This is a genomic window from Pseudomonas sp. LPH60, from assembly GCF_030718165.1.
Lineage (GTDB): Bacteria > Pseudomonadota > Gammaproteobacteria > Pseudomonadales > Pseudomonadaceae > Aquipseudomonas > Aquipseudomonas danubii.
Genome location: NZ_JAVAJH010000003.1, coordinates 390,211 through 409,061, shown reverse-complemented (window position 1 = coordinate 409,061; position 18,851 = coordinate 390,211). Strand labels below are relative to the sequence as shown.

Below are 18,851 nucleotides of genomic sequence, written 5' to 3'. Positions count from 1 at the left end.
GGGGCGTTTTTTTATGCGTATTGGCCACGGCTACGATGTGCACCGTTTCGCTGAGGGCGACTTCATTACTTTGGGTGGTGTGCGTATCGCCCATCATTGCGGCTTGCTCGCCCACTCCGACGGTGATGTGTTGTTGCACGCACTCAGTGATGCCCTGCTGGGCGCCGCGGCGCTGGGGGATATCGGCAAGCATTTTCCGGACACCGATCCGCAGTTCAAAGGTGCCGACAGCCGCGTCCTGCTGCGTCATGTTGTCGCGCTGATCCATGCCAAAGGCTGGAAGGTCGGCAACGTCGACAACACCATCGTCGCCCAGGCCCCAAAAATGGCGCCTCATATTGAAACCATGCGGGCCTTGATTGCCGAGGACCTGCAAGTCGAACTGGATCAAGTGAACGTGAAGGCCACCACCACTGAAAAACTCGGTTTCGTCGGTCGCGAGGAAGGTATCGCGGTGCACTCCGTGGCCTTGTTGCTGCGCCCATGAATGAACTGCAACTGTTGGGCCCGCGGGCCTATGGTGATGCCCTGGGCAGCGCGGTGCTCAAGGCTACTGCCGAAGATTTCCAGGTCGATGAAGTGCTCGATATCCCGCTGAGCGGTGAAGGCGAGCACCTGTGGCTGTGGGTGGAAAAGCGTGGCTTGAACACCGAAGAGGCCGCGCGGCGGATTGCCAAGGCCGCCGGAGTGTCGTTGCGCACCGTGAGCTACGCCGGGCTCAAGGATCGCCAGGCGCTGACTCGCCAATGGTTCAGTGTGCAACTACCGGGCAAGGCTGATCCGGATCTTGGCGCGGCGGAAAACCACACCCTGAAAATCCTCAAGGCCACCCGCCACAAGCGCAAGCTACAGCGTGGAGCCCATGCGGCCAACGGTTTTACCCTGCGTCTCACAGAGCTTACGGCGGACCATTCGGCCATTGATGAGCGTTTGCAGCAGATTGCCCAGTTTGGGATTCCCAACTATTTCGGCGCCCAGCGTTTTGGCCACGACGGCGGCAATCTAGTGGATGCCCGCGGCTGGGCCGCGCGCCAGGCACTGCCAGAGCAGCGCAATGTGCGTTCGCGGTTGTTGTCTACAGCCCGCAGCTACTTGTTCAACCAGGTGCTGGCAGCACGGGTGGCGGACGGCAGCTGGCAGCAGGCGCAGATAGGTGACCTGCTGGCGTTTACCGACAGTCGCAGCTTTTTCATGGCCGGGCCTGATGAATGCTCGGACCCACGCCTGGCGATTCTCGACCTGCACCCCACCGGGCCGCTGTGGGGGGAGGGTGTTTCTCCGGCGGGCGGTGTATCCCATGAGCTTGAGCAACAGATTGCCGATCGTGAGGCGGCACTGTGCGATTGGCTGATTAAAGCCGGCATGAGCCACGAACGACGCATCCTGCGGCTGCCCATTGGCGGTTTGACGTGGCATTATCCCGAGCCTGACATTCTGCAACTGGAATTCGTCCTGCCGGCCGGGTGTTTCGCCACCGCATTGGTGCGTGAACTCGTCGATCTGGTGCCGGTGGGGCAGACGGACAGCTCATGCGTATTCTGATTTCTAACGATGATGGGGTAACTGCACCCGGTATCGCCGCGCTGCATGCTGCGTTGGCGGATTACGCCGAGTGTGTGGTTATCGCACCGGATCAAGACAAAAGCGGCGCCAGCAGTTCGCTGACGCTCGACCGTCCGTTGCATCCGCATACCCTCGGCAATGGCTTCATCAGTATCAATGGCACACCGACCGACTGTGTTCACCTTGGGCTTAACGGCCTGTTGGAGCATGAGCCGGACATGGTGGTGTCGGGAATCAACCTGGGGGCCAACCTCGGTGATGACGTGCTGTATTCCGGAACGGTCGCCGCTGCGCTTGAAGGACGTTTCCTGCAGCGCCCGGCGATTGCCTTTTCGCTGGTGTCGAGGCAGGTAGAAAACCTTGCCACGGCTGCCCATTTCGCGCGCAAGCTGGTACAGGCTCAGGGCTTGCTGGATTTGCCACCACGGACGGTGTTGAACGTGAATATTCCCAATCTGCCGCTTAATCATATCCGTGGCATACAGCTGACCCGCCTGGGCCATCGCGCGCGCGCAGCGGCTCCCATGAAGGTCGTCGATCCCCGTGGCAAGTCGGGTTACTGGATTGCCGCCGCAGGGGACGCTGAAGATGGCGGTCCAGGTACTGACTTCCATGCTGTCATGCAAGGTTATGTGTCGATCACGCCGTTACAGCTCGATCGCACCTTCAATGAGGCGTTCAGGAGTCTGGATGGTTGGTTGGAGGGGCTGCGCTGATGGCTCGTGAGCAGGACGATTTGCTACGACGGGGAATAGGCATGACTTCCCAGCGAACCCGCGAGCGCCTGATCCAACGGCTTTACGATGAGGGCCTGTCCAATCCCCAGGTATTGGAAGTCATTCGTCGTACACCACGGCATCTGTTCGTTGATGAGGCTCTAGCGCACCGTGCCTATGAAGACACAGCGCTGCCCATCGGCCATAACCAGACGATCTCCCAGCCTTATATGGTGGCTCGCATGAGCGAGTTGCTGTTGGCGGCAGGTCCGCTGGACAAAGTGCTGGAGATCGGTACCGGTTCCGGCTACCAGACGGCAGTACTGTCGCAGTTGGTTGAGCGGGTGTTTTCGGTGGAGCGGATCAAGGTCCTGCAGGATCGGGCCAAGGAGCGTCTGCAGGAATTGAACCTGCGTAATGTGGTGTTCCGCTGGGGCGATGGTTGGGAGGGCTGGCCAGCGTTGGCGCCTTACAACGGCATCATCGTCACCGCCGTGGCTACCGATATTCCTCAGGCACTGCTTGATCAACTGGCGCCTGGTGGGCGCCTGGTCATTCCAGTGGGAGCCGGAGAAGTACAGCAGTTGATGCTGATCATTCGTGAAGAACATGGCTTTGCCCGACATGTCCTGGGGGCGGTGCGGTTTGTGCCGTTGCTCAATGGGCCACTGGCCTGAGCATTTATCGCCGCGTGGGTGAATTCTGTTTGCCGGGTTGTGTCTTATTGCCGTATTGATCGGCAATGAGTAGGACGGCGATCAATGGCAACCTCTTCTGACTGTGTGTTGCGCTTTGCCAGCCGTAAAGCGCCTGCCTCCAGTTATACTTGCGTCATTTCATGCCTGAGCCAGGCAATTAATATCGTCAACCACCATAAAGGGAGCGGCGGGTGAGTCTCACAGTCATTGCGCAGCGTATGGGTATAACAAGCTTTCAGCGACTGATGATTGGCCTTGTCTTGAGTTCCTTGTTGGTCGGTTGCTCCAGCACCAAGTCCAGCAGTGTGGGTGTGGTTGAACGCAGTAATAATGCGGCGCCTCAGCGTCCAACTGTGACCACGGGACAGTATGTAGTACGTCGCGGGGATACGCTGTTCTCCATCGCGTTTCGCTACGGCTGGGATTACAAGGCGTTGGCTGCTCGTAACAATATTGCCGAGCCCTATACCATCCATCCTGGGCAAACCATTCGTTTTGATGGTCGCACGGGTGTTGCGCCGACAACTGTGGTTACCAGCACCCAGTCTGGTGCATCGTCCTCCAGCAAGACCACGGTTATTCGTCGTCCGGCGGGGGCAACGACAGCCACCGCAACGGGCACTTCTACAGCTACTGCAAGCAAGCCGGCGCCCGCTCCGGTTACGCCTGCAGGCCCCGCTCCGACGGGCTGGGGCTGGCCTTCCAATGGTGTTCTGATTGGAAAATTCTCTTCAAACGGTAGTTTGAATAAAGGCATTGATATCGCCGGGGATTTGGGACAGCCTGTTTTAGCTGCGTCTGATGGGACGGTGGTTTACGCCGGGAGTGGCTTAAGGGGCTACGGCGAATTAGTCATCATCAAACACAACGAAACCTACGTCAGTGCTTACGGCCACAACCGCAAGCTATTGGTTCGGGAGGGACAGCAGGTCAAAGTCGGACAGACAATTGCCGAGATGGGATCAACTGGTACAGACCGGGTGAAACTGCACTTTGAGATTCGCCGACAAGGTAAACCTGTAGATCCGCTGCAATTCCTGCCACGTCGTTGATCCGTTACCAGCCTGTTCCGCTCACGTAGAGGGAACAGGCTCCAGCGTTGCCAAGGATTAAGGCGACGCTTGAGCCTGAGGTCGAACTCACCAAAGGACTATAACAATGGCTCTCAGTAAAGAAGTGCCGGAGTTTGACATCGACGATGAAGTTCTCCTTATGGAGAGCAGCATCGATATGGATTCGATGTCGAATAATGAGGGGGCAACTCCACCTTCCGTTCGCGCCAAATCCAAAAGCTCCGCTTCAGTTAAGCAACACAAGTACATTGATTACACGCGTGCCCTCGATGCAACGCAGTTGTACCTCAATGAAATCGGCTTTTCTCCATTGCTCTCTCCTGAAGAGGAAGTGCACTTTGCGCGTTTGTCGCAGAGTGGCGACCCCGCCGGGCGCAAGCGCATGATTGAAAGTAACTTGCGACTGGTGGTGAAAATTGCCCGGCGCTATGTCAATCGTGGATTGTCGCTGCTGGACCTGATCGAAGAGGGTAACCTCGGCCTGATCCGGGCAGTGGAGAAGTTCGACCCGGAACGCGGCTTCCGCTTTTCGACCTACGCCACCTGGTGGATTCGCCAGACCATCGAACGGGCGATCATGAATCAAACCCGGACCATTCGGTTGCCGATTCATGTGGTCAAAGAGCTTAACGTCTACTTGCGCGCCGCCCGTGAGTTGACGCAAAAACTCGATCATGAACCCTCTCCCGAAGAAATCGCCAACCTGCTGGAGAAGCCGGTGGCTGAAGTCAAACGCATGCTCGGTCTGAATGAGCGGGTTTCTTCGGTTGATGTCTCGCTGGGACCGGATTCGGATAAAACCCTGCTGGATACCTTGACTGACGATCGTCCAACGGATCCTTGTGAACTGTTGCAGGACGATGATCTGTCGCAAAGCATCGATCAATGGCTGTCCGAATTGACTGAAAAGCAGCGTGAAGTGGTGGTTCGCCGCTTTGGCCTGCGAGGTCATGAGAGCAGCACTCTTGAAGATGTTGGCCTGGAGATTGGCCTGACCCGTGAGCGGGTTCGACAAATCCAGGTTGAAGGCCTCAAGCGCCTGCGAGAGATCCTTGAAAAGAATGGGTTGTCCAGTGAGTCTCTATTTCAGTAGCTTCTGGAACTGACTCGCAAGAGCCCCGATCTATTCGGGGCTTTTTATTGCTTGATTATTTTGATTCTGAGCTTTGGGATTCTGGTCAGGGTTGGGATTACTCTTCACTGGCGTGTAAGCAATAGATTACGTTTTCGTAAGTGTTCGGTTCTCGATTGCTTCAGACTTGCCTGAAATGTTTTAAGTGATTTTTTATGTTTTTGATTTATAAGTATTTTTTAAGTCTTTCTGTTTGTGTTCGACAAGTTTTCCGGGGAATAGTGCGATTGCTCTTACCAGGGAATTCTCTAATATCAGCCCTGTGTCGACGGATAGACACAGCCATCAAGGATGATGGTCAGGACATCGCAGGAAGCGATTCATCAGGACGATGAAAAGGAACACAGGGACTAGGGAAAAATGTGGGCGGGTCATACCGCCCCTTTTTTTTGCCTGTCGAAAAGTCCCGAGGACAAGAGCCCTATTCCCAGAAATGCAAAAAGGCCCGCAAGGGGCCTTTTCAGGAACGCGGGGGCAATCAGCGTTCGAGGTCTTTGATCTTGCCTTTGACGCCATCCCACTCTGCGGCATCCGGCAACGATTCTTTCTTTTCAGTGATATTCGGCCAGATCTCTGCCAGCTCGACGTTCAGCTGAATGAACTCCTGCATCTCCTCCGGGACTTCATCCTCGGAGAAAATGGCTACAGCCGGGCATTCAGGCTCGCACAGCGCGCAGTCAATGCACTCATCCGGGTGAATCACCAGGAAGTTCGGCCCTTCGTAAAAGCAGTCCACCGGACAGACTTCTACGCAGTCGGTGTACTTGCACTTGATGCAGTTGTCGGTGACGACGAAGGTCATTTCTAATTCTCTCCTCAGGCGGCGGCAGCGGAGCCCCTACATGACGGGGTCGCCAGGTTTGGGAGCGATAGTCTGCGAACCAGGCTAATAGTCCGCAGCATCCCAAACCGCGCGAGATTCTAACAGCTTGAAGGCGTTCGCGTTAGATGCGTGTCTTCAATGTATAGAGCATTTCCAGTGCCCGGCGTGGCGTCAGGTCATCCAGATCCAGTTTGGCCAGTTCCTCGAGGACTGGGTGCGGCAGGCTGGCAAACAGGTCGCTTTGCTGCGGAACCGAGGCTTTGCCTGGCGCGGGGCGTGGCGTTTCATGGGGCAGGCTGGTGGTCTCCAGGCGGCTCAAATGTTCACGGGCTCGCCCGATGACGGCGCTGGGAACCCCCGCCAGCTGGGCTACCGCCAGGCCATAGCTCTGGCTGGCAGGGCCGGGCAATACATGGTGCAGGAAGACGATGCGCTCGTTGTGCTCAGTGGCATTGAGGTGCACGTTGGCCACCAGCGGCTCGCTTTCCGGCAGTACGGTCAGTTCAAAATAGTGGGTGGCGAACAGGGTGTAGGCCCGCAGATGGGCGAGACGTTCTGCCGCAGCCCAGGCCAGGGAAAGTCCGTCGAAAGTACTGGTGCCGCGGCCCACTTCGTCCATCAGCACCAGGCTGCGTTCAGTGGCGTTGTGCAGGATGTTCGCGGTTTCACTCATTTCCACCATGAAGGTCGAGCGACCGCCGGCCAGGTCGTCGCTAGAGCCGATCCGAGTAAAGATCCGATCCACCAGGGACAGCTCGCAGCTCGCCGCCGGGACAAAACTGCCGATATGGGCCAGCAGTACGATCAGCGCAGTCTGGCGCATGTAGGTGGATTTACCGCCCATGTTAGGACCGGTGATCACCAGCATCCGGGTGTTGTCGTCCAGATTCAGGTCGTTGGCCACAAAAGGTGTGGTCAATACTTGCTCCACCACCGGGTGACGGCCCTGGGTGATGCGCATGCAAGGCTCGCTGACAAAACGCGGGCAATTGAGGTCCAGGTTCAGCGCGCGTTCGGCCAGATTGCTCAGCACGTCCAGTTCCGCCAGGGCACCGGCGGTATCCTGCAGCGGCGGCAGATGGCTGATCAGGGTTTCCAGCAGCGCATCGTAGAGCATCTTTTCCCGGGCCAGGGCGCGGCTCTTGGCCGACAGCGCCTTGTCTTCAAACTCCTTGAGTTCCGGAGTGATGAAGCGCTCGGCGCCCTTCAGGGTCTGGCGACGAATGTAATCCGCCGGTGCCTGCTCGGCCTGTTTGCTCGGCAGCTCGATGAAGTAGCCATGAATGCGGTTATAGCCGACTTTGAGGTTGGCCAGGCCGGTACGGGCTTTTTCCCGCGCTTCCAGATCGATCAGGAATTGCCCGGCGTTCTCGCTCAACGATTGCAGTTCGTCGAGCTCGGCGTCGTAGCCGGTCTTGAGCACGCCGCCGTCGCGGATCACCGCCGGCGGGTTGTCTATGATCGCTTTGGCCAGCAACGCGGCCAGTTCCGGGTAGGTGCTGGTGGTGACTGCCAATTGCTTGAGGTGCTCTGCCTCCAGTTCGGTCATCGCCTCTTGCAGCTCTGGCAAGGCTGCCAGGGCATCACGCAGGCGGGCCAGGTCCCGCGGGCGGGCGTTACGCAAGCCGATTCGCGCGAGAATCCGCTCGATATCGCCGATTTCCTTCAACTGCGGCTGCAGCCGTTCGAAACGGTAGCCGTCCAGCAGGCAGGTGATCGATGACTGACGCGCCTGCAAGACCTTGAGATCCCGCAGCGGGCGGTTCAGCCAGCGGGTCAGCAGGCGGCTGCCCATGGCGGTCTGGCAGCGATCGACTACCGATTGCAGGGTGTTGTCGCGTCCACCGGCCAGGTTGGTGTCCAGCTCCAGGTTGCGGCGACTGGCACCGTCCAGCACCACCGTGTCGTCCAGGCGTTCGTGCCGCAGGCTGCGCAAGTGGGGCAGGGCGGTGCGCTGGGTTTCCTTGGCGTAGCTCAACAGGCATCCGGCGGCGCCGATGGCCAGGGTCAGGGTCTCGCAACCAAAGCCCTTGAGGTCTTGGGTAGAGAATTGCTGGCAGAGGCTCTTGTGGGCCGAGTCGCGCTCGAAGTCCCAGGGGGCGCGACGTCGAACACCCCGGCGCTTTTCCGCCGGCAGGCCTTGTGGCCAGTCATCAGGGATCAGCAGCTCCACTGGATTGATGCGTTCCAGCTCCGCCAGCAAGTTCTCCCAACCCTTGATTTCCAGGACACTGAAATTGCCGCTGGTGATGTCCAGCACCGCCAGGCCGAACAAGCGCTCATCACCCAGTACGGCCGCGATCAGGTTGTCGCGGCGCTCATCCAGCAGGGCTTCGTCGCTGACGGTGCCCGGGGTAATGATGCGCACCACCTGACGTTCCACGGGGCCTTTGCTGGTGGCCGGATCACCCACTTGCTCGCAGATGACCACCGACTCGCCGAGCTTCACCAGCTTGGCCAGGTAACCTTCGGCGGCGTGGTAGGGAATGCCACACATGGGAATCGCCTGTCCCGCCGACTGTCCGCGTGCCGTCAGGGTGATGTCCAGCAGCTTGGCGGCCTTCTTTGCGTCTTCATAGAAGATCTCGTAGAAGTCGCCCATGCGGTAGAACATCAGTTGATCAGGGTGCTGGTTCTTGAGGCGCCAGTACTGCTGCATCATCGGCGTGTGGGAGGACAGATCGGAGGTATTTTTACTCATTGGTATTTAGGCGGATTCGTTGAATGGGTGAAGCAAAGGAGCGCTGGGCCCGGCTTTTTGCAGATGGCGGCAAGGTTACCATGGGCGCCCTGGCCTCGCAGACACCAAGGCACTACTGCGTTTGTCCGGTAAATGCAGCACAAATATGCAAAACAGCATTTGTCATGGGCTAAAAGTTCGAGCACTATGCGTTCTATGCAAATACGCAATGTTTCTACCGTCTTAAGAGAGCTGCTGGATCGTGATGGAATCTCCCCCACGGAGCTTCACCGTCGGACTGGTGTGCCTCAATCCACCCTCTCGCGGATTCTCAGCGGGAAGATCGTCGATCCTTCGGATAAACACATCTCGCGGATCGCTGAATACTTCCAGGTGAGCACCGACCAATTGCGCGGGCGCGTGGATATCGCGCCTGCCCGGGTTGCTGCGCCCCGCGACGAGATTCATTCGGAACTCAAGGACATAAGCCTGTGGGACGACGATACCCCTGTCGATGACGACGAGGTGTCGGTTCCTTTTCTGCGTGAGGTTGAATTGGCTGCTGGATCAGGAAGATTCGTCATCGAGGAGAGCGAGCGCGCCAGCCTGCGCTTCGGCAAGCGCAGCCTGCGGCACAACGGCGTGCAGTTCGATCAGGCCAAATGCGTCACGGTGCGGGGCAACAGTATGTTGCCGGTGCTGCGCGATGGTGCCACGGTCGGGGTCAATGCCGGCAAGTGTGCCATCGGCGATATCGTCGATGGCGACCTGTATGCGATCAACCACAATGGCCAACTGCGAGTGAAGCAGCTTTATCGCCTGCCCACCGGGATTCGCCTGCGCAGCTTCAACCGCGATGAGCATCCGGATGAGGACTACAGCTTCCAGGAAATCCAGGAGGAGCAGATCAGCATCCTCGGTCACGTCTTCTGGTGGGGCATGTACGCCCGCTAAGCCATCACTGTCAGACAAAGCCCGCCACTGAGCGGGCTTTTTTTCGCCCTCGAAAAATCCCTACCGCCCTGCATCTATGCGGCTCTTATGCACTTGCGCAATTCGTATGCATAAATAAATGCATTTACGCATTGACTGCATATGCATGAATGCATATTATCCATCTCAAGCCGTTCAACAACGGCTGCAACGACGCTCTTTAGTGGCAAAGCAAAGGCAGCGATGAACCGGCCTCGACGGTTCAGAGGGTTGGCAACTGACCCGGGTGTGCAGCGTAAAGCACCAGAAGCAGTTATCCGGCGGACAGGGTCGCGGTCGGAGGAACAATTTGAATGGGTCCGTACCGCACCAGTCGTGCCGAAAGACCAAGGTTTGCATTACTGAAAAGCCCGGGCGACCGGGCTTTTTGGAATGCCTGCCTAACGTGGGCCACCAACAGACAGGGACCCCTTGAAACATCGTTATCAGCCTTCTATCAACTGGCCATCTCGCTGGCCTCAATCCGCACGGGAGACGTGAATGACAAACGAGCAACAAGCGTTGCTGGACATGCCGATCTGGCTGGTCATCGTCCTGGCGCTGGTCGGTGGCGTTTCCGGCGAAATGTGGCGCGCCGACAAGGAGGGCGCTCGTGGCTGGTCGCTGCTGCGGCGCCTGGCGCTGCGCTCCGGAGCCTGCGTGGTGTGCGGGGTCTCGGCGATCATGCTGCTGTATGCCGCCGGCGTCTCGATCTGGACCGCCTGCGCCTTCGGCTGCCTGACCGCCATGGCCGGCGCTGACGTCGCCATCGGCCTTTATGAGCGCTGGGCGGCCAAGCGCATCGGGGTTTGCGAACCGCCGTCACGGGATTCGAACTCGGATCAGCGCTGATCCGCTCCGGCCTTTCAAAAGGTCCACTGGACTTGAGCCCGAAGGCTGGACCGCCTCGACCTTATTCTGGAACTAGACAATGAACGAACTGACCCAGCTAAAAGACGCCATCACGTCCACGATCAAGCTGGCGATGCCCCATCTGCAGACGGTTGAGGCATTCCCCAAGGCGTTTGAAGGCGCCACTGAGCCGGCGCTCTACTTTGCCGTCACCGGCCTGGACCAGGCAGCCGACCCGGGTGACGGTCGCTGCTGCATGCGGGCCACTTTGGAGGCCCGGGTACGGGTTGACCCCGAACTTGCACAGGCACCTTTGCAGGCGGCCATTCTGGCGGCTCAGCTAATCGAGCTGCTGCGTTGTCAGCAGTGGGATCTGGACTTTGTCGAAGGCGCGACGGCGGTGTGGGCCAAGCCTGTTGGTACGGCTGCAGAGTCGGTTTACCGGGCCGAGTGGGTCGTGCAGTGGCAGCAGCTTATCTACCTGGGTCAGGAGCAATGGCCCTGGCCGAATCAACCACCGGGCACCCTGGTGTTGGGGTTCAGCCCCGATACCGGCCCAGGTCATGAGGGCGGCTACCAGTCGCCGGAGCACATGGCGTGAGTTACGTGTCTGCAACCCACGACCGCATGATTGCCGGCCTGATCCTGCCTTGCAGCGTGGTCGGCGTGGATCTGGCTGCTGGCCTGGTGCGGGTATCCGATGGCGCCGGCTGGACCAGCGCCTGGGTGCGCTGGCACAGCCAGGCCGCCGGCAAGGCCCGGCACTGGCGGGCGCCGAGCCTGGGGGAGCAGGGCGTGCTGATCAGCCCCAGCGGCGAGCCGGCCCAGGGCACCTTCGTTCCCGGCCTGTATGGTAACGCCGGTCCCCAGCCGGACAACCGTGACCATGTCGAGGTCTGGCGTTTCGAGGATGGCGGCTCGCTGGTCTATGACTGGCAGGCCAAGAGCTACAGCATCAGCCTGCCCAGCGGCACGGTGACCATTCAGGTCGGCGGCAGCTCGGCGGTGGTGACCGACAGCGCCCTGACCGGCAAGGCCGACAGCATCACCCTGAGCGGAGCGATCACCTTGAATGGCGATGTGCACATCAACGGCGGCAGCTTGAAGCACAACGGGGTCAACGTCGGCTCGACCCATACCCATCTGGGTGTGATGCCGGGTCCCGGTTCAACTGCAACGCCGCAGTGACCCATGCGGGTCGTGGCCCTCACGACTCAGCGCTCACGTCTCACCCATCACCGAACACCCCATCAACCCGCCCCGAGCGGTTTTTTTGTACCCGGAGATACCTATGGCCACCCCTAAGAAAACTCCCGGTCGCCCTGTGGGCGCCGGCACTGTGGTGTTTCGCGACACCCTTTACACCTCGCGCAATTTGATCCTGCCGGATGGCCGCCAGTTGCGGGTTGCCCGGGGACAGGTGTCGGTAAAGGCCGGCGACCTTGTCGCCCTGGACTACCTGAACGCCCACCCGGATCTGCAAGCGCAGGAGTGACACGATGATCGGAATGGATCGCCGTACCGGCCTGTCGCTGTCCGGCATCGAGCATGTGCGGCAGTCCATCGAGGACATCCTGACCACGCCGCTGGGCAGTCGGCGGATGCGCCCGGAATACGGCAGCAACCTGCGCCGCTACGTCGACTTGCCGGTAACCGGCGGGTGGAAAAGCGCGGTGCAGGCCGAAGTGGCCCGAGCGCTGTTGCGCTGGGAGCCCCGGCTGAAGCTGGAACGGGTAAGAGTGGTTGCGGTGGTGGGTGGTCAGATCAGCTTTCAACTGACCGGCCAGTACCTGGGCGATAGCGCGGTTTTGGAGGTGACGGCATGAGTACGTTGGACTTGTCGGCGCTGCCGGCGCCGCAGGTGCTTGAGGCCCTGGATTTTGAGGCCTTGTACCAAGGCAAGCTGGCCACCTTTCGCCGGCATATGGGCGATAACTGGACGGCCAACCTGGAAAGCGACCCGGTGAGCAAACTGCTGGAGCTATCGGCCTACGGTGATATGCAATTGCGGGCCCGGGTCAACGACGCGGCCAAGGCGCTGCTGCTGGCCCATGCCAAGGGCACGGACCTGGATCAGCTGGCGGCCAACGTCAAACTGCAGCGCCTGGTGATCCTGCAGGGTGACCCGCAGGCGGTGCCGCCGGTGGAGGAGGTCAAGGAAGCCGACGACGCTCTGCGCGAGCGTGTGCAATTGGCCTATGAAGGACTGACCACGGCCGGCCCGCGCAACAGCTACATCCTGCATGCCCGTAACGCTTCTGCGCTGGTAGCAGACGCCGAGGCCGAAAGCCCGGCACCGGCCCGGGTGACGGTCACGGTGCTGAGCCTGGAGGGAAATGGCGCGGCCAGTCCTGACTTGCTGGCGACCGTTGCCGCAGCCCTCAACGATGAAGACGTGCGACCGCTCGGCGACCGGGTCACGGTCCAGAGTGCCCAGGTCTTGCCGTATCGCATCGACGCGGTGCTGCACATGAAGGGCTCCGGCCCGGAAGGTGACGCTGCCCTGGCAGAAGCCGAGCGCAAGCTGGCTGCCTGGGTCAACCCACGCCGGCGCCTGGGCATCGAGGTGGCCCGTTCGGCCATTGATGCGCAGTTGCATGTGGCCGGCGTGGCTCGGGTCGATCTGGCGGGTTGGCAAGACATCACCCCGACCAAGGCTCAAGCGGCGTATTGCACTGGTTACAGCGTCACGCTGGGGAGCTGAGATGACCAGCCTATTGCCGATCAATAGCACGCCGCTGGAGCGCGCCCTTGAGGCGGCCAGCGCAGGCGATACCGCCATCATGCTGCGCACCCTGTACAACCCCTCCACCTGCCCGGTGCATCTGCTACCGCAGTTGGCCTGGGCCTGGTCGGTGGATCGCTGGGACCCGCGCTGGTCCGAGACGGTCAAGCGCAACGCCATTCGTGCCTCGTACTTCATCCACGCTCGCAAAGGCACCATCGGTGCACTGCGCCGGGTGGTGGAACCGCTGGGCTACCTGATCGAAGTGGTCGAATGGTGGCAGACGGTCCCTGAAGGCGAACCGGCCACCTTTGCCTTGAAAGTCGGGGTGCTGGATACCGGCATCACCGAGGAGATGTACCAGGAGCTGACCCGGCTGATCGATGACGCCCGGCCTGTCAGCCGGCACATGACTGGCCTGGCCATCAGCCTGGAAAGCTCCGGAGTGATTGGTCTTGGCGCCTATGAATATCAGGGCGAAGACATCGACGTTTATCCCCCGACACCCCGCGATATCGAAGTGACCGGCCGTTATGGCCAGGTCATGTGTATTGATGAAACAGACACCCTGGATGTGTACTCATGATTGATTCCAACAGTCAGTTCTTTGCCATTCTCACGGCGGTGGGCGAGGCGAAACAGGCGAATGCCACGGCCCTGGGCACGCCCTGGACTTTCAAGGAAATGGCGGTCGGCGATGCCAACGGCACCGACCCCATCCCGAACCGGGCTCAGACCAAACTGGTCAACGAGTGGCGCCGCGCCCCGGTCAACCAGGTACGCACCGACCCGGCCAACCCCAACGTCATCATCACCGAACAAGTCATCCCGCCTGATGTTGGCGGTCGCTGGATTCGTGAGATCGGCTTGTTCGATGCCGACGGCGACCTAGTGGCGGTGGCCAACTGCGCCCCGAGCTTCAAGCCCCTGCTGGCCCAGGGCACCGGCAAGACCCAAGTCATCCGCATGAACTTCATCGTCGCCAACACCGCGCAGATCGTGTTGAAGATCGATCCGGCGGTGGTCCTGGCCACCCGCGAGTATGTCGACAACGCGGTGATCGAGGCCCTGGCTAAGCTGGACTTCAAGCATTCGGCGCTGGTGGCCACCACCGCCAACATCGCCTTGAGCGGAATTCAGACCATCGACGGCGTGCTGCTGCCGGCCGATGCCCGGGTGCTGGTGAAGAACCAGACTCAGGCCAAGGACAACGGCTTGTATGTGGTGTCGTCGACGGGCGTCTGGACCCGTGCCCAGGATGCGGACACCAGCCTGGAGGTCACCCCCGGGCTGTTCGTCAGCATCGAGAAGGGCACGGTCAACGGCGACAGCGTCTGGCAGTTGGTCACCGACGGGCCGATTGTCCTCGGCACTACGCCGCTGGCCTTCGAGATGGCCATCGGGCGAACCGGTATCAGCGCGGGCTCCTATGCCAACGTCACGGTCGACAAGTACGGCCGGGTGATCGCCGGGACCAACCCGAGCACCCTGGCCGGGCATGGCATTACCGACACCTACACCAAGGCTGAGATCGAGTCGATTGTGGCGCAGTCGTCATCGTTGCCGGTGGGCTCGATGGTGGCGTTTCCCAGGGCCAGCGTGCCGCCGGGGTTTCTGGAGATCGATGGCAGTGTGCAGAGCATTGCGGCTTATCCAGACCTGGCGGCGTATCTGGGGACTAGCTTCAACAAGGGTGATGAAGGTGCCGGTAACTTCCGACTGCCAGAGTCGCGGGGTGAGTTTTTGCGGGGGTGGGATCATGGGCGTGGCGTTGACCTGGGGCGGGCAGTCGGCAGCTACCAACTCGATGCCCTGCAGAACATTACGGGATCGGTTGCGACGGATGGTGTAAATGTTTCTCCGATTGGGGTGTTTGGATCACAGCCGGGAATCCCACAGGTTTCTAGCCCCACGATAGACAGCAGTACCAGTCTCTTGACGTTTGATGCGTCCCGGGTTGTGCGAACTTCGACAGAAACCCGTCCCCGCAGTCTTGCTGTCATGTGGTGCATTAAGGCCTGGGGCGCTCCGGTCAATCAGGGAAACATCGATGTTGCGGCACTCGTAAAGGAGCTGGCAGCACTCAAGTCTGCACACCCTGTCGGCGCCATCATTCCATTTCCCAAGGCTGAGGTTCCAGCGGGCTACCTTGAACTCAACGGTAGCGTGCACAGTATTGCCGCTTATCCAGATCTCGCCGCGTATCTGGGAACCACCTTCAACAAGGGCGATGAGGGCGCAGGTAACTTTCGCCTGCCCGAGTCGCGGGGTGAGTTCCTGCGTGGTTGGGATCATGGGCGTGGTGTGGATGCAGGGCGAGCGCTTGGCACCTATCAAGCGTCGATGTCAAACACGTTATCTAAAGTCAGAATGGAGGTGGGGTATGACATCGCAACCAACATGGATATGTCGATTCCAGATGATGGCACATGGTCTAAAAAGCTGGCGTATGACTGGGTCGGACATGGCCTGAAGTTAGCGAACTCCGGTAGTGAAACTCGCCCGTGCAACTTGGCGGTGATGTGGTGCATCAAGGCGTGGAACGCGCCAGTCAATCAGGGAAACATCGATGTTGCGGCTCTTGCCCCGCTGGCGGCCCAGGCTACTGAGATCAATCAGGGCACAGCAAAAGTCTCTACCACTGCGCAAATGCTTGATAGCGCGAACGATTTTGTCCTTGCAACACCGAAGAAGCTGCGGTGGGGCTTCTCAATCAGCCTCGCGACGAATGGATACATTGCGTTTCCTTCCTGGCTCGGTGGTCTGATTATTCAGTGGGGCGCGGCAACATCATCCGGAACCGCTGCAGATAATATCTCGGTGTCAATGCCAATCGCCTGGCCGACTGGTTCTCTCGCAGAAGTTGCCACGGTGGTGGGTATTGCCATTGGTAATTACACGGTTACACGTGGGGCAATGACTTCAAACTCGATGAAAATGACAGCTTCGCTCAATGGCTCATTCGCAAACGGTGTTGCTGTTCGTTGGATAGCGCTGGGCAGTTAAGGAGTGGCATCTATGAAACGTTTCTATAGTCAAACTACTCAAACCTCCTACTTGCAGGGCGTGCATTCACTGATGCCGGATGATGTGGTGGAGATACCCGAAGCGCTTTATCTGTCGGTAATCGGCAACCCTGCGTCTGGAAAAGTTCGTGCTCACGATGCACAGGGCTTGCCCTATCTGATCGATGCCCCCGAGGTGCTTCCGGATCCAGCAGCACAGGAACGCCAGTGGCGCGATGCAGAGCTGGCATCTGTCATGTGGCTGCGCGAGCGGCACCGGGATCAACTGGAAGTTGAAGCCCCTACGACGCTGACAGGCGAGCAGTTCAAGGAGCTGCTTGTGTACATGCAATCCCTACGCGACTGGCCCCAATCCCCGGACTTCCCACAAGCCGAGCACCGCCCAGTAGCCCCATCCTGGATCGCCGAGCAAACCGATTAAACGCCCCGCACCGCCGGGGCGTTTTCTTTCCCGCTTCCCACTAATCAATCATCCCTACGAGCCCCCTTCACCCGGGGCTTTTTCATGTCTGGAGTTTATCCATGAGTGGTTTTTTCCACGGCGTTACCGTGACTAACGTCGACACCGGCACGCGCACTATTTCGCTGCCGTCGTCTTCGATCATCGGCCTGGTGGACACCTTCACCGAAGGCCCGACCGCCACTGCCAAGGTCAATGACCTGCTGCTGATCACCAACGAGCGTGAGGCCATTGCGGCCTGGGGCCCGGATGCGGCCATCACCAAGGCTTGCCAGGCCATCTACCAGCGGGCCAAGGCGGTGATCGTCGCTTGTGGCGTGGCCAAGATGACCGACGCGGCCGAGCAGACTTCGGCGATCATCGGCGGGGTGCTGGCCGACGGTAAGCGTACCGGTCTGCAGGCGCTGCTGGACGGCAAGAGCCGTTTCAACGCCCAGCCACGTCTGCTGGTCACCCCCAAGCACAGTTCGACCCTGGCCATCGGCACCGCCCTGGTGGCCCTGGCGGACAAGCTGCGTGGCCTGGCCATTCTCGATGGTCCCAATACCACCGACGAAGCGGCCATGGCCTACGCCAAGAACTTCGGCGCCAAGCGCGCGTACATGGTCGACCCGGGTGTTCAGCACTGGGACAACGGCGCCAATGCCACCGTCGATGCGCCGGCCTCGGCCTGGGTTGCCGGTCTGTTCGCCTGGACCGACAACGAGTACGGCTTCTGGGCCTCGCCGTCGAACAAGGAGTTCGTCGGCATCACCGGCACCAAGCGGCCGATCGAGTTCCTCGACGGCGATGAAACCTGCCGCGCCAACCTGCTGAACAACGCCAACATCACCACCATCATTCGCGATGCGGGCTTCCGGCTGTGGGGCAACCGCACGCTGTCCAGCGATCCGAAATGGGCCTTCGTCACCCGGGTGCGGACCATGGACATCGTCATGGACGCCATCCTCTTCGGCCACAAATGGGCCGTGGACCGCTCGATCACCGCGACCTACGTCAAGGACGTCACCGAGGGCCTGCAGGCCTTCATGCGTGATCTGAAGAACCAGGGCGCGATCATCAATTTCGAGGTCTACGCCGACACCGAGCTCAACACCGCCAGCCAGTTGGAGCAGGGCAAGGTGTACTGGAACATCCGCTTCACCGACGTACCACCCGCCGAAAACCCCAACTTCCGGGTCGAGGTCACCAACCAGTGGTTGACCGAAGTCCTCGACCAAGCCGCTTAAGGAGCCGCAGCAATGGCAATGATTCCCGAAACCCTGGCGAACATGAACCTGTTCGTCGATGGCATCAGCTTTCAAGGCGACGTGCCGAGCCTGACCCTGCCCAAGTTGACCCTCAAGACCGAGGAGCACCGTGTCGGCGGCATGGATGTGCCGGTGGAACTGGACATGGGCATGGAAAAGCAAGAGGCCGGCTTCACCACCACCGGCGTGCGCCGCGAGTCGCTGAAGATGTTCGGCCTGGCCGATGGCAGCGGCTTCAACGGTGTGTTCCGTGGCGCCTTCAAGGGCCTCAAGGGCAAGGTCACTCCGGTGATCGTCACCCTGCGCGGCCTGCTCAAGGAGGTCGACATGGGCGACTGGAAGTCCGGCGACAAGGCCGAGATCAAGCACAACGTGGCCCTGACCTACTACAAGCTGGAAGTCGACGGCCGCCTGATCTACGAGATCGATGCCCTGGGCATGAAGCGTGTGATCAACGGCGTCGACCAGCTCGCCGCCCAACGTTCGGCCCTGGGCCTGTAAGGAAGACACCCCATGTCTCAAGCAAGCGACAAGACCCCGAGCTGGATGACCCTGAGCAGCGACAGCGTGATGGTGGCGCTGAGCAAGCCGGTGGAGATGAACGGCGTGGTCTGCGACCGGCTCACCCTGCGGGCGCCGACGGTACGTGATGTGCGCGCCGCCAGCGCCGCCGGTGTGGGGGACGATGAACAGCGCGAGCTGATGCTGTTCGCCAGCCTCGCGCAAATCAGCACCAAGGACCTGGAGAGCATGGCGCTCAAGGACTATCAGCGCCTGCAGGCTGGCTATTTTCGCCTGGTGCAAGACGACGAGCTTTGATCCGGCGGTGATGAAGGTGGCGGCGAAACGGCTCGCTCGCGAGCTGCATTTTTCCGCCGAGG

21 protein-coding genes are annotated in these 18,851 nt (G+C 60.0%); 19 read left to right on the top strand and 2 right to left on the bottom strand.

Features of this window, described 5'->3' with window-relative positions:
* Positions 1-13 precede the first annotated feature (13 nt).
* The 6 genes from ispF to rpoS all read left to right on the top strand — a co-directional run bounded on the left by ispF (position 14) and on the right by rpoS (position 5,143).
* Complete coding sequence (ispF, locus tag Q8O96_RS12315; RefSeq protein WP_060837777.1) at positions 14-487, top strand: 2-C-methyl-D-erythritol 2,4-cyclodiphosphate synthase; 474 nt, start codon at positions 14-16, stop codon at positions 485-487.
* Positions 484-1,542: a tRNA pseudouridine(13) synthase TruD gene (gene truD / locus Q8O96_RS12310; protein WP_102861387.1), complete on the top strand. Its 1,059-nt coding sequence runs from the start codon at positions 484-486 to the stop codon at positions 1,540-1,542. The genes ispF and truD overlap by 4 nt, the downstream gene beginning before the upstream one ends.
* On the top strand, positions 1,530-2,279 hold the full coding sequence (gene surE / locus Q8O96_RS12305; protein ID WP_305948860.1) for a 5'/3'-nucleotidase SurE: 750 nt from the start codon (positions 1,530-1,532) through the stop codon (positions 2,277-2,279). Before truD ends, surE begins: the two co-directional genes overlap by 13 nt.
* Positions 2,280-2,320: 41 nt before the next feature.
* Positions 2,321-2,956, top strand: coding sequence for a protein-L-isoaspartate(D-aspartate) O-methyltransferase (locus tag Q8O96_RS12300; RefSeq protein ID WP_170001073.1), 636 nt, complete (start codon positions 2,321-2,323; stop codon positions 2,954-2,956).
* A 212-nt stretch (positions 2,957-3,168) separates the two neighbouring features.
* A complete protein-coding gene (locus tag Q8O96_RS12295; protein ID WP_102878564.1) occupies positions 3,169-4,029 on the top strand; it encodes a peptidoglycan DD-metalloendopeptidase family protein in 861 nt (286 codons plus the stop codon).
* A 106-nt stretch (positions 4,030-4,135) separates the two neighbouring features.
* A complete protein-coding gene (rpoS, locus tag Q8O96_RS12290) occupies positions 4,136-5,143 on the top strand; it encodes an RNA polymerase sigma factor RpoS (protein WP_102861391.1) in 1,008 nt (335 codons plus the stop codon).
* A gap of 517 nt (positions 5,144-5,660) precedes the next feature.
* Here the strand turns inward: rpoS and fdxA are convergent.
* Positions 5,661-5,984, bottom strand: a complete 324-nt coding sequence (fdxA, locus tag Q8O96_RS12285; RefSeq protein WP_102861392.1) for a ferredoxin FdxA — start codon at positions 5,982-5,984, stop codon at positions 5,661-5,663.
* Between the two features lie 142 nt (positions 5,985-6,126).
* Positions 6,127-8,706, bottom strand: coding sequence for a DNA mismatch repair protein MutS (gene mutS / locus Q8O96_RS12280; protein WP_102861393.1), 2,580 nt, complete (start codon positions 8,704-8,706; stop codon positions 6,127-6,129).
* Between the two features lie 186 nt (positions 8,707-8,892).
* Between mutS and Q8O96_RS12275 the strand changes: the two genes are divergently transcribed.
* From Q8O96_RS12275 to Q8O96_RS12215, 13 genes are all read left to right on the top strand, one after another.
* Positions 8,893-9,639 carry an XRE family transcriptional regulator gene (locus tag Q8O96_RS12275; RefSeq protein ID WP_102861394.1) on the top strand — a complete coding sequence of 249 codons (747 nt, stop codon included), beginning with the start codon at positions 8,893-8,895 and terminating at the stop codon, positions 9,637-9,639.
* 519 nt (positions 9,640-10,158) lie between these two features.
* Complete coding sequence (locus Q8O96_RS12270) at positions 10,159-10,509, top strand: phage holin family protein (protein WP_102861395.1); 351 nt, start codon at positions 10,159-10,161, stop codon at positions 10,507-10,509.
* A 79-nt stretch (positions 10,510-10,588) separates the two neighbouring features.
* A complete protein-coding gene (locus Q8O96_RS12265) occupies positions 10,589-11,110 on the top strand; it encodes a hypothetical protein (protein WP_305948859.1) in 522 nt (173 codons plus the stop codon).
* The gene (locus Q8O96_RS12260) at positions 11,107-11,697 is read left to right on the top strand and encodes a phage baseplate assembly protein V (protein ID WP_221809318.1); all 591 of its coding nucleotides are present in this window, start codon (positions 11,107-11,109) and stop codon (positions 11,695-11,697) included. Before Q8O96_RS12265 ends, Q8O96_RS12260 begins: the two co-directional genes overlap by 4 nt.
* A 103-nt stretch (positions 11,698-11,800) precedes the next feature.
* Complete coding sequence (locus Q8O96_RS12255) at positions 11,801-12,004, top strand: hypothetical protein (protein ID WP_305948858.1); 204 nt, start codon at positions 11,801-11,803, stop codon at positions 12,002-12,004.
* Between the two features lie 4 nt (positions 12,005-12,008).
* Entirely contained in the window at positions 12,009-12,335 is a 327-nt protein-coding gene (locus Q8O96_RS12250; protein ID WP_102861399.1) for a GPW/gp25 family protein, read from the top strand.
* Entirely contained in the window at positions 12,332-13,213 is an 882-nt protein-coding gene (locus tag Q8O96_RS12245; RefSeq protein ID WP_305948857.1) for a baseplate J/gp47 family protein, read from the top strand. The genes Q8O96_RS12250 and Q8O96_RS12245 overlap by 4 nt, the downstream gene beginning before the upstream one ends.
* 1 nt (position 13,214) lies before the next feature.
* On the top strand, positions 13,215-13,820 hold the full coding sequence (locus Q8O96_RS12240; protein ID WP_102878569.1) for a phage tail protein I: 606 nt from the start codon (positions 13,215-13,217) through the stop codon (positions 13,818-13,820).
* Complete coding sequence (locus Q8O96_RS12235) at positions 13,817-16,240, top strand: phage tail protein (RefSeq protein WP_305948856.1); 2,424 nt, start codon at positions 13,817-13,819, stop codon at positions 16,238-16,240. Before Q8O96_RS12240 ends, Q8O96_RS12235 begins: the two co-directional genes overlap by 4 nt.
* A 12-nt stretch (positions 16,241-16,252) precedes the next feature.
* Positions 16,253-16,681, top strand: a complete 429-nt coding sequence (locus Q8O96_RS12230) for a phage tail assembly chaperone (protein ID WP_305948855.1) — start codon at positions 16,253-16,255, stop codon at positions 16,679-16,681.
* Between the two features lie 101 nt (positions 16,682-16,782).
* On the top strand, positions 16,783-17,949 hold the full coding sequence (locus Q8O96_RS12225; protein ID WP_207167144.1) for a phage tail sheath family protein: 1,167 nt from the start codon (positions 16,783-16,785) through the stop codon (positions 17,947-17,949).
* 12 nt (positions 17,950-17,961) lie between these two features.
* Positions 17,962-18,471 carry a phage major tail tube protein gene (locus Q8O96_RS12220; protein WP_016965333.1) on the top strand — a complete coding sequence of 170 codons (510 nt, stop codon included), beginning with the start codon at positions 17,962-17,964 and terminating at the stop codon, positions 18,469-18,471.
* 12 nt (positions 18,472-18,483) lie between these two features.
* Positions 18,484-18,789, top strand: a complete 306-nt coding sequence (locus Q8O96_RS12215; protein WP_060842616.1) for a phage tail assembly protein — start codon at positions 18,484-18,486, stop codon at positions 18,787-18,789.
* Positions 18,790-18,851 lie beyond the last annotated feature (62 nt).

Excerpts from the sequence above, each read along its gene's own strand:
- Q8O96_RS12215 (WP_060842616.1), top strand. The coding sequence starts at position 18,484 with ATGTCTCAAGCAAGCGACAAGACCCCGAGCTGGATGACCCTGAGCAGC.
- Q8O96_RS12255 (WP_305948858.1), top strand. The coding sequence starts at position 11,801 with ATGGCCACCCCTAAGAAAACTCCCGGTCGCCCTGTGGGCGCCGGCACT.
- rpoS (WP_102861391.1), top strand. The coding sequence starts at position 4,136 with ATGGCTCTCAGTAAAGAAGTGCCGGAGTTTGACATCGACGATGAAGTT.
- Q8O96_RS12240 (WP_102878569.1), top strand. The coding sequence starts at position 13,215 with ATGACCAGCCTATTGCCGATCAATAGCACGCCGCTGGAGCGCGCCCTT.
- fdxA (WP_102861392.1), bottom strand. The coding sequence starts at position 5,984 with ATGACCTTCGTCGTCACCGACAACTGCATCAAGTGCAAGTACACCGAC.
- Q8O96_RS12300 (WP_170001073.1), top strand. The coding sequence starts at position 2,321 with ATGACTTCCCAGCGAACCCGCGAGCGCCTGATCCAACGGCTTTACGAT.
- Q8O96_RS12265 (WP_305948859.1), top strand. The coding sequence starts at position 10,589 with ATGAACGAACTGACCCAGCTAAAAGACGCCATCACGTCCACGATCAAG.
- Q8O96_RS12225 (WP_207167144.1), top strand. The coding sequence starts at position 16,783 with ATGAGTGGTTTTTTCCACGGCGTTACCGTGACTAACGTCGACACCGGC.
- Q8O96_RS12220 (WP_016965333.1), top strand. The coding sequence starts at position 17,962 with ATGGCAATGATTCCCGAAACCCTGGCGAACATGAACCTGTTCGTCGAT.
- Q8O96_RS12270 (WP_102861395.1), top strand. The coding sequence starts at position 10,159 with ATGACAAACGAGCAACAAGCGTTGCTGGACATGCCGATCTGGCTGGTC.
- Q8O96_RS12250 (WP_102861399.1), top strand. The coding sequence starts at position 12,009 with ATGATCGGAATGGATCGCCGTACCGGCCTGTCGCTGTCCGGCATCGAG.
- Q8O96_RS12230 (WP_305948855.1), top strand. The coding sequence starts at position 16,253 with ATGAAACGTTTCTATAGTCAAACTACTCAAACCTCCTACTTGCAGGGC.
- Q8O96_RS12275 (WP_102861394.1), top strand. The coding sequence starts at position 8,893 with ATGCGTTCTATGCAAATACGCAATGTTTCTACCGTCTTAAGAGAGCTG.
- ispF (WP_060837777.1), top strand. The coding sequence starts at position 14 with ATGCGTATTGGCCACGGCTACGATGTGCACCGTTTCGCTGAGGGCGAC.
- surE (WP_305948860.1), top strand. The coding sequence starts at position 1,530 with ATGCGTATTCTGATTTCTAACGATGATGGGGTAACTGCACCCGGTATC.
- truD (WP_102861387.1), top strand. The coding sequence starts at position 484 with ATGAATGAACTGCAACTGTTGGGCCCGCGGGCCTATGGTGATGCCCTG.
- Q8O96_RS12245 (WP_305948857.1), top strand. The coding sequence starts at position 12,332 with ATGAGTACGTTGGACTTGTCGGCGCTGCCGGCGCCGCAGGTGCTTGAG.
- mutS (WP_102861393.1), bottom strand. The coding sequence starts at position 8,706 with ATGAGTAAAAATACCTCCGATCTGTCCTCCCACACGCCGATGATGCAG.
- Q8O96_RS12235 (WP_305948856.1), top strand. The coding sequence starts at position 13,817 with ATGATTGATTCCAACAGTCAGTTCTTTGCCATTCTCACGGCGGTGGGC.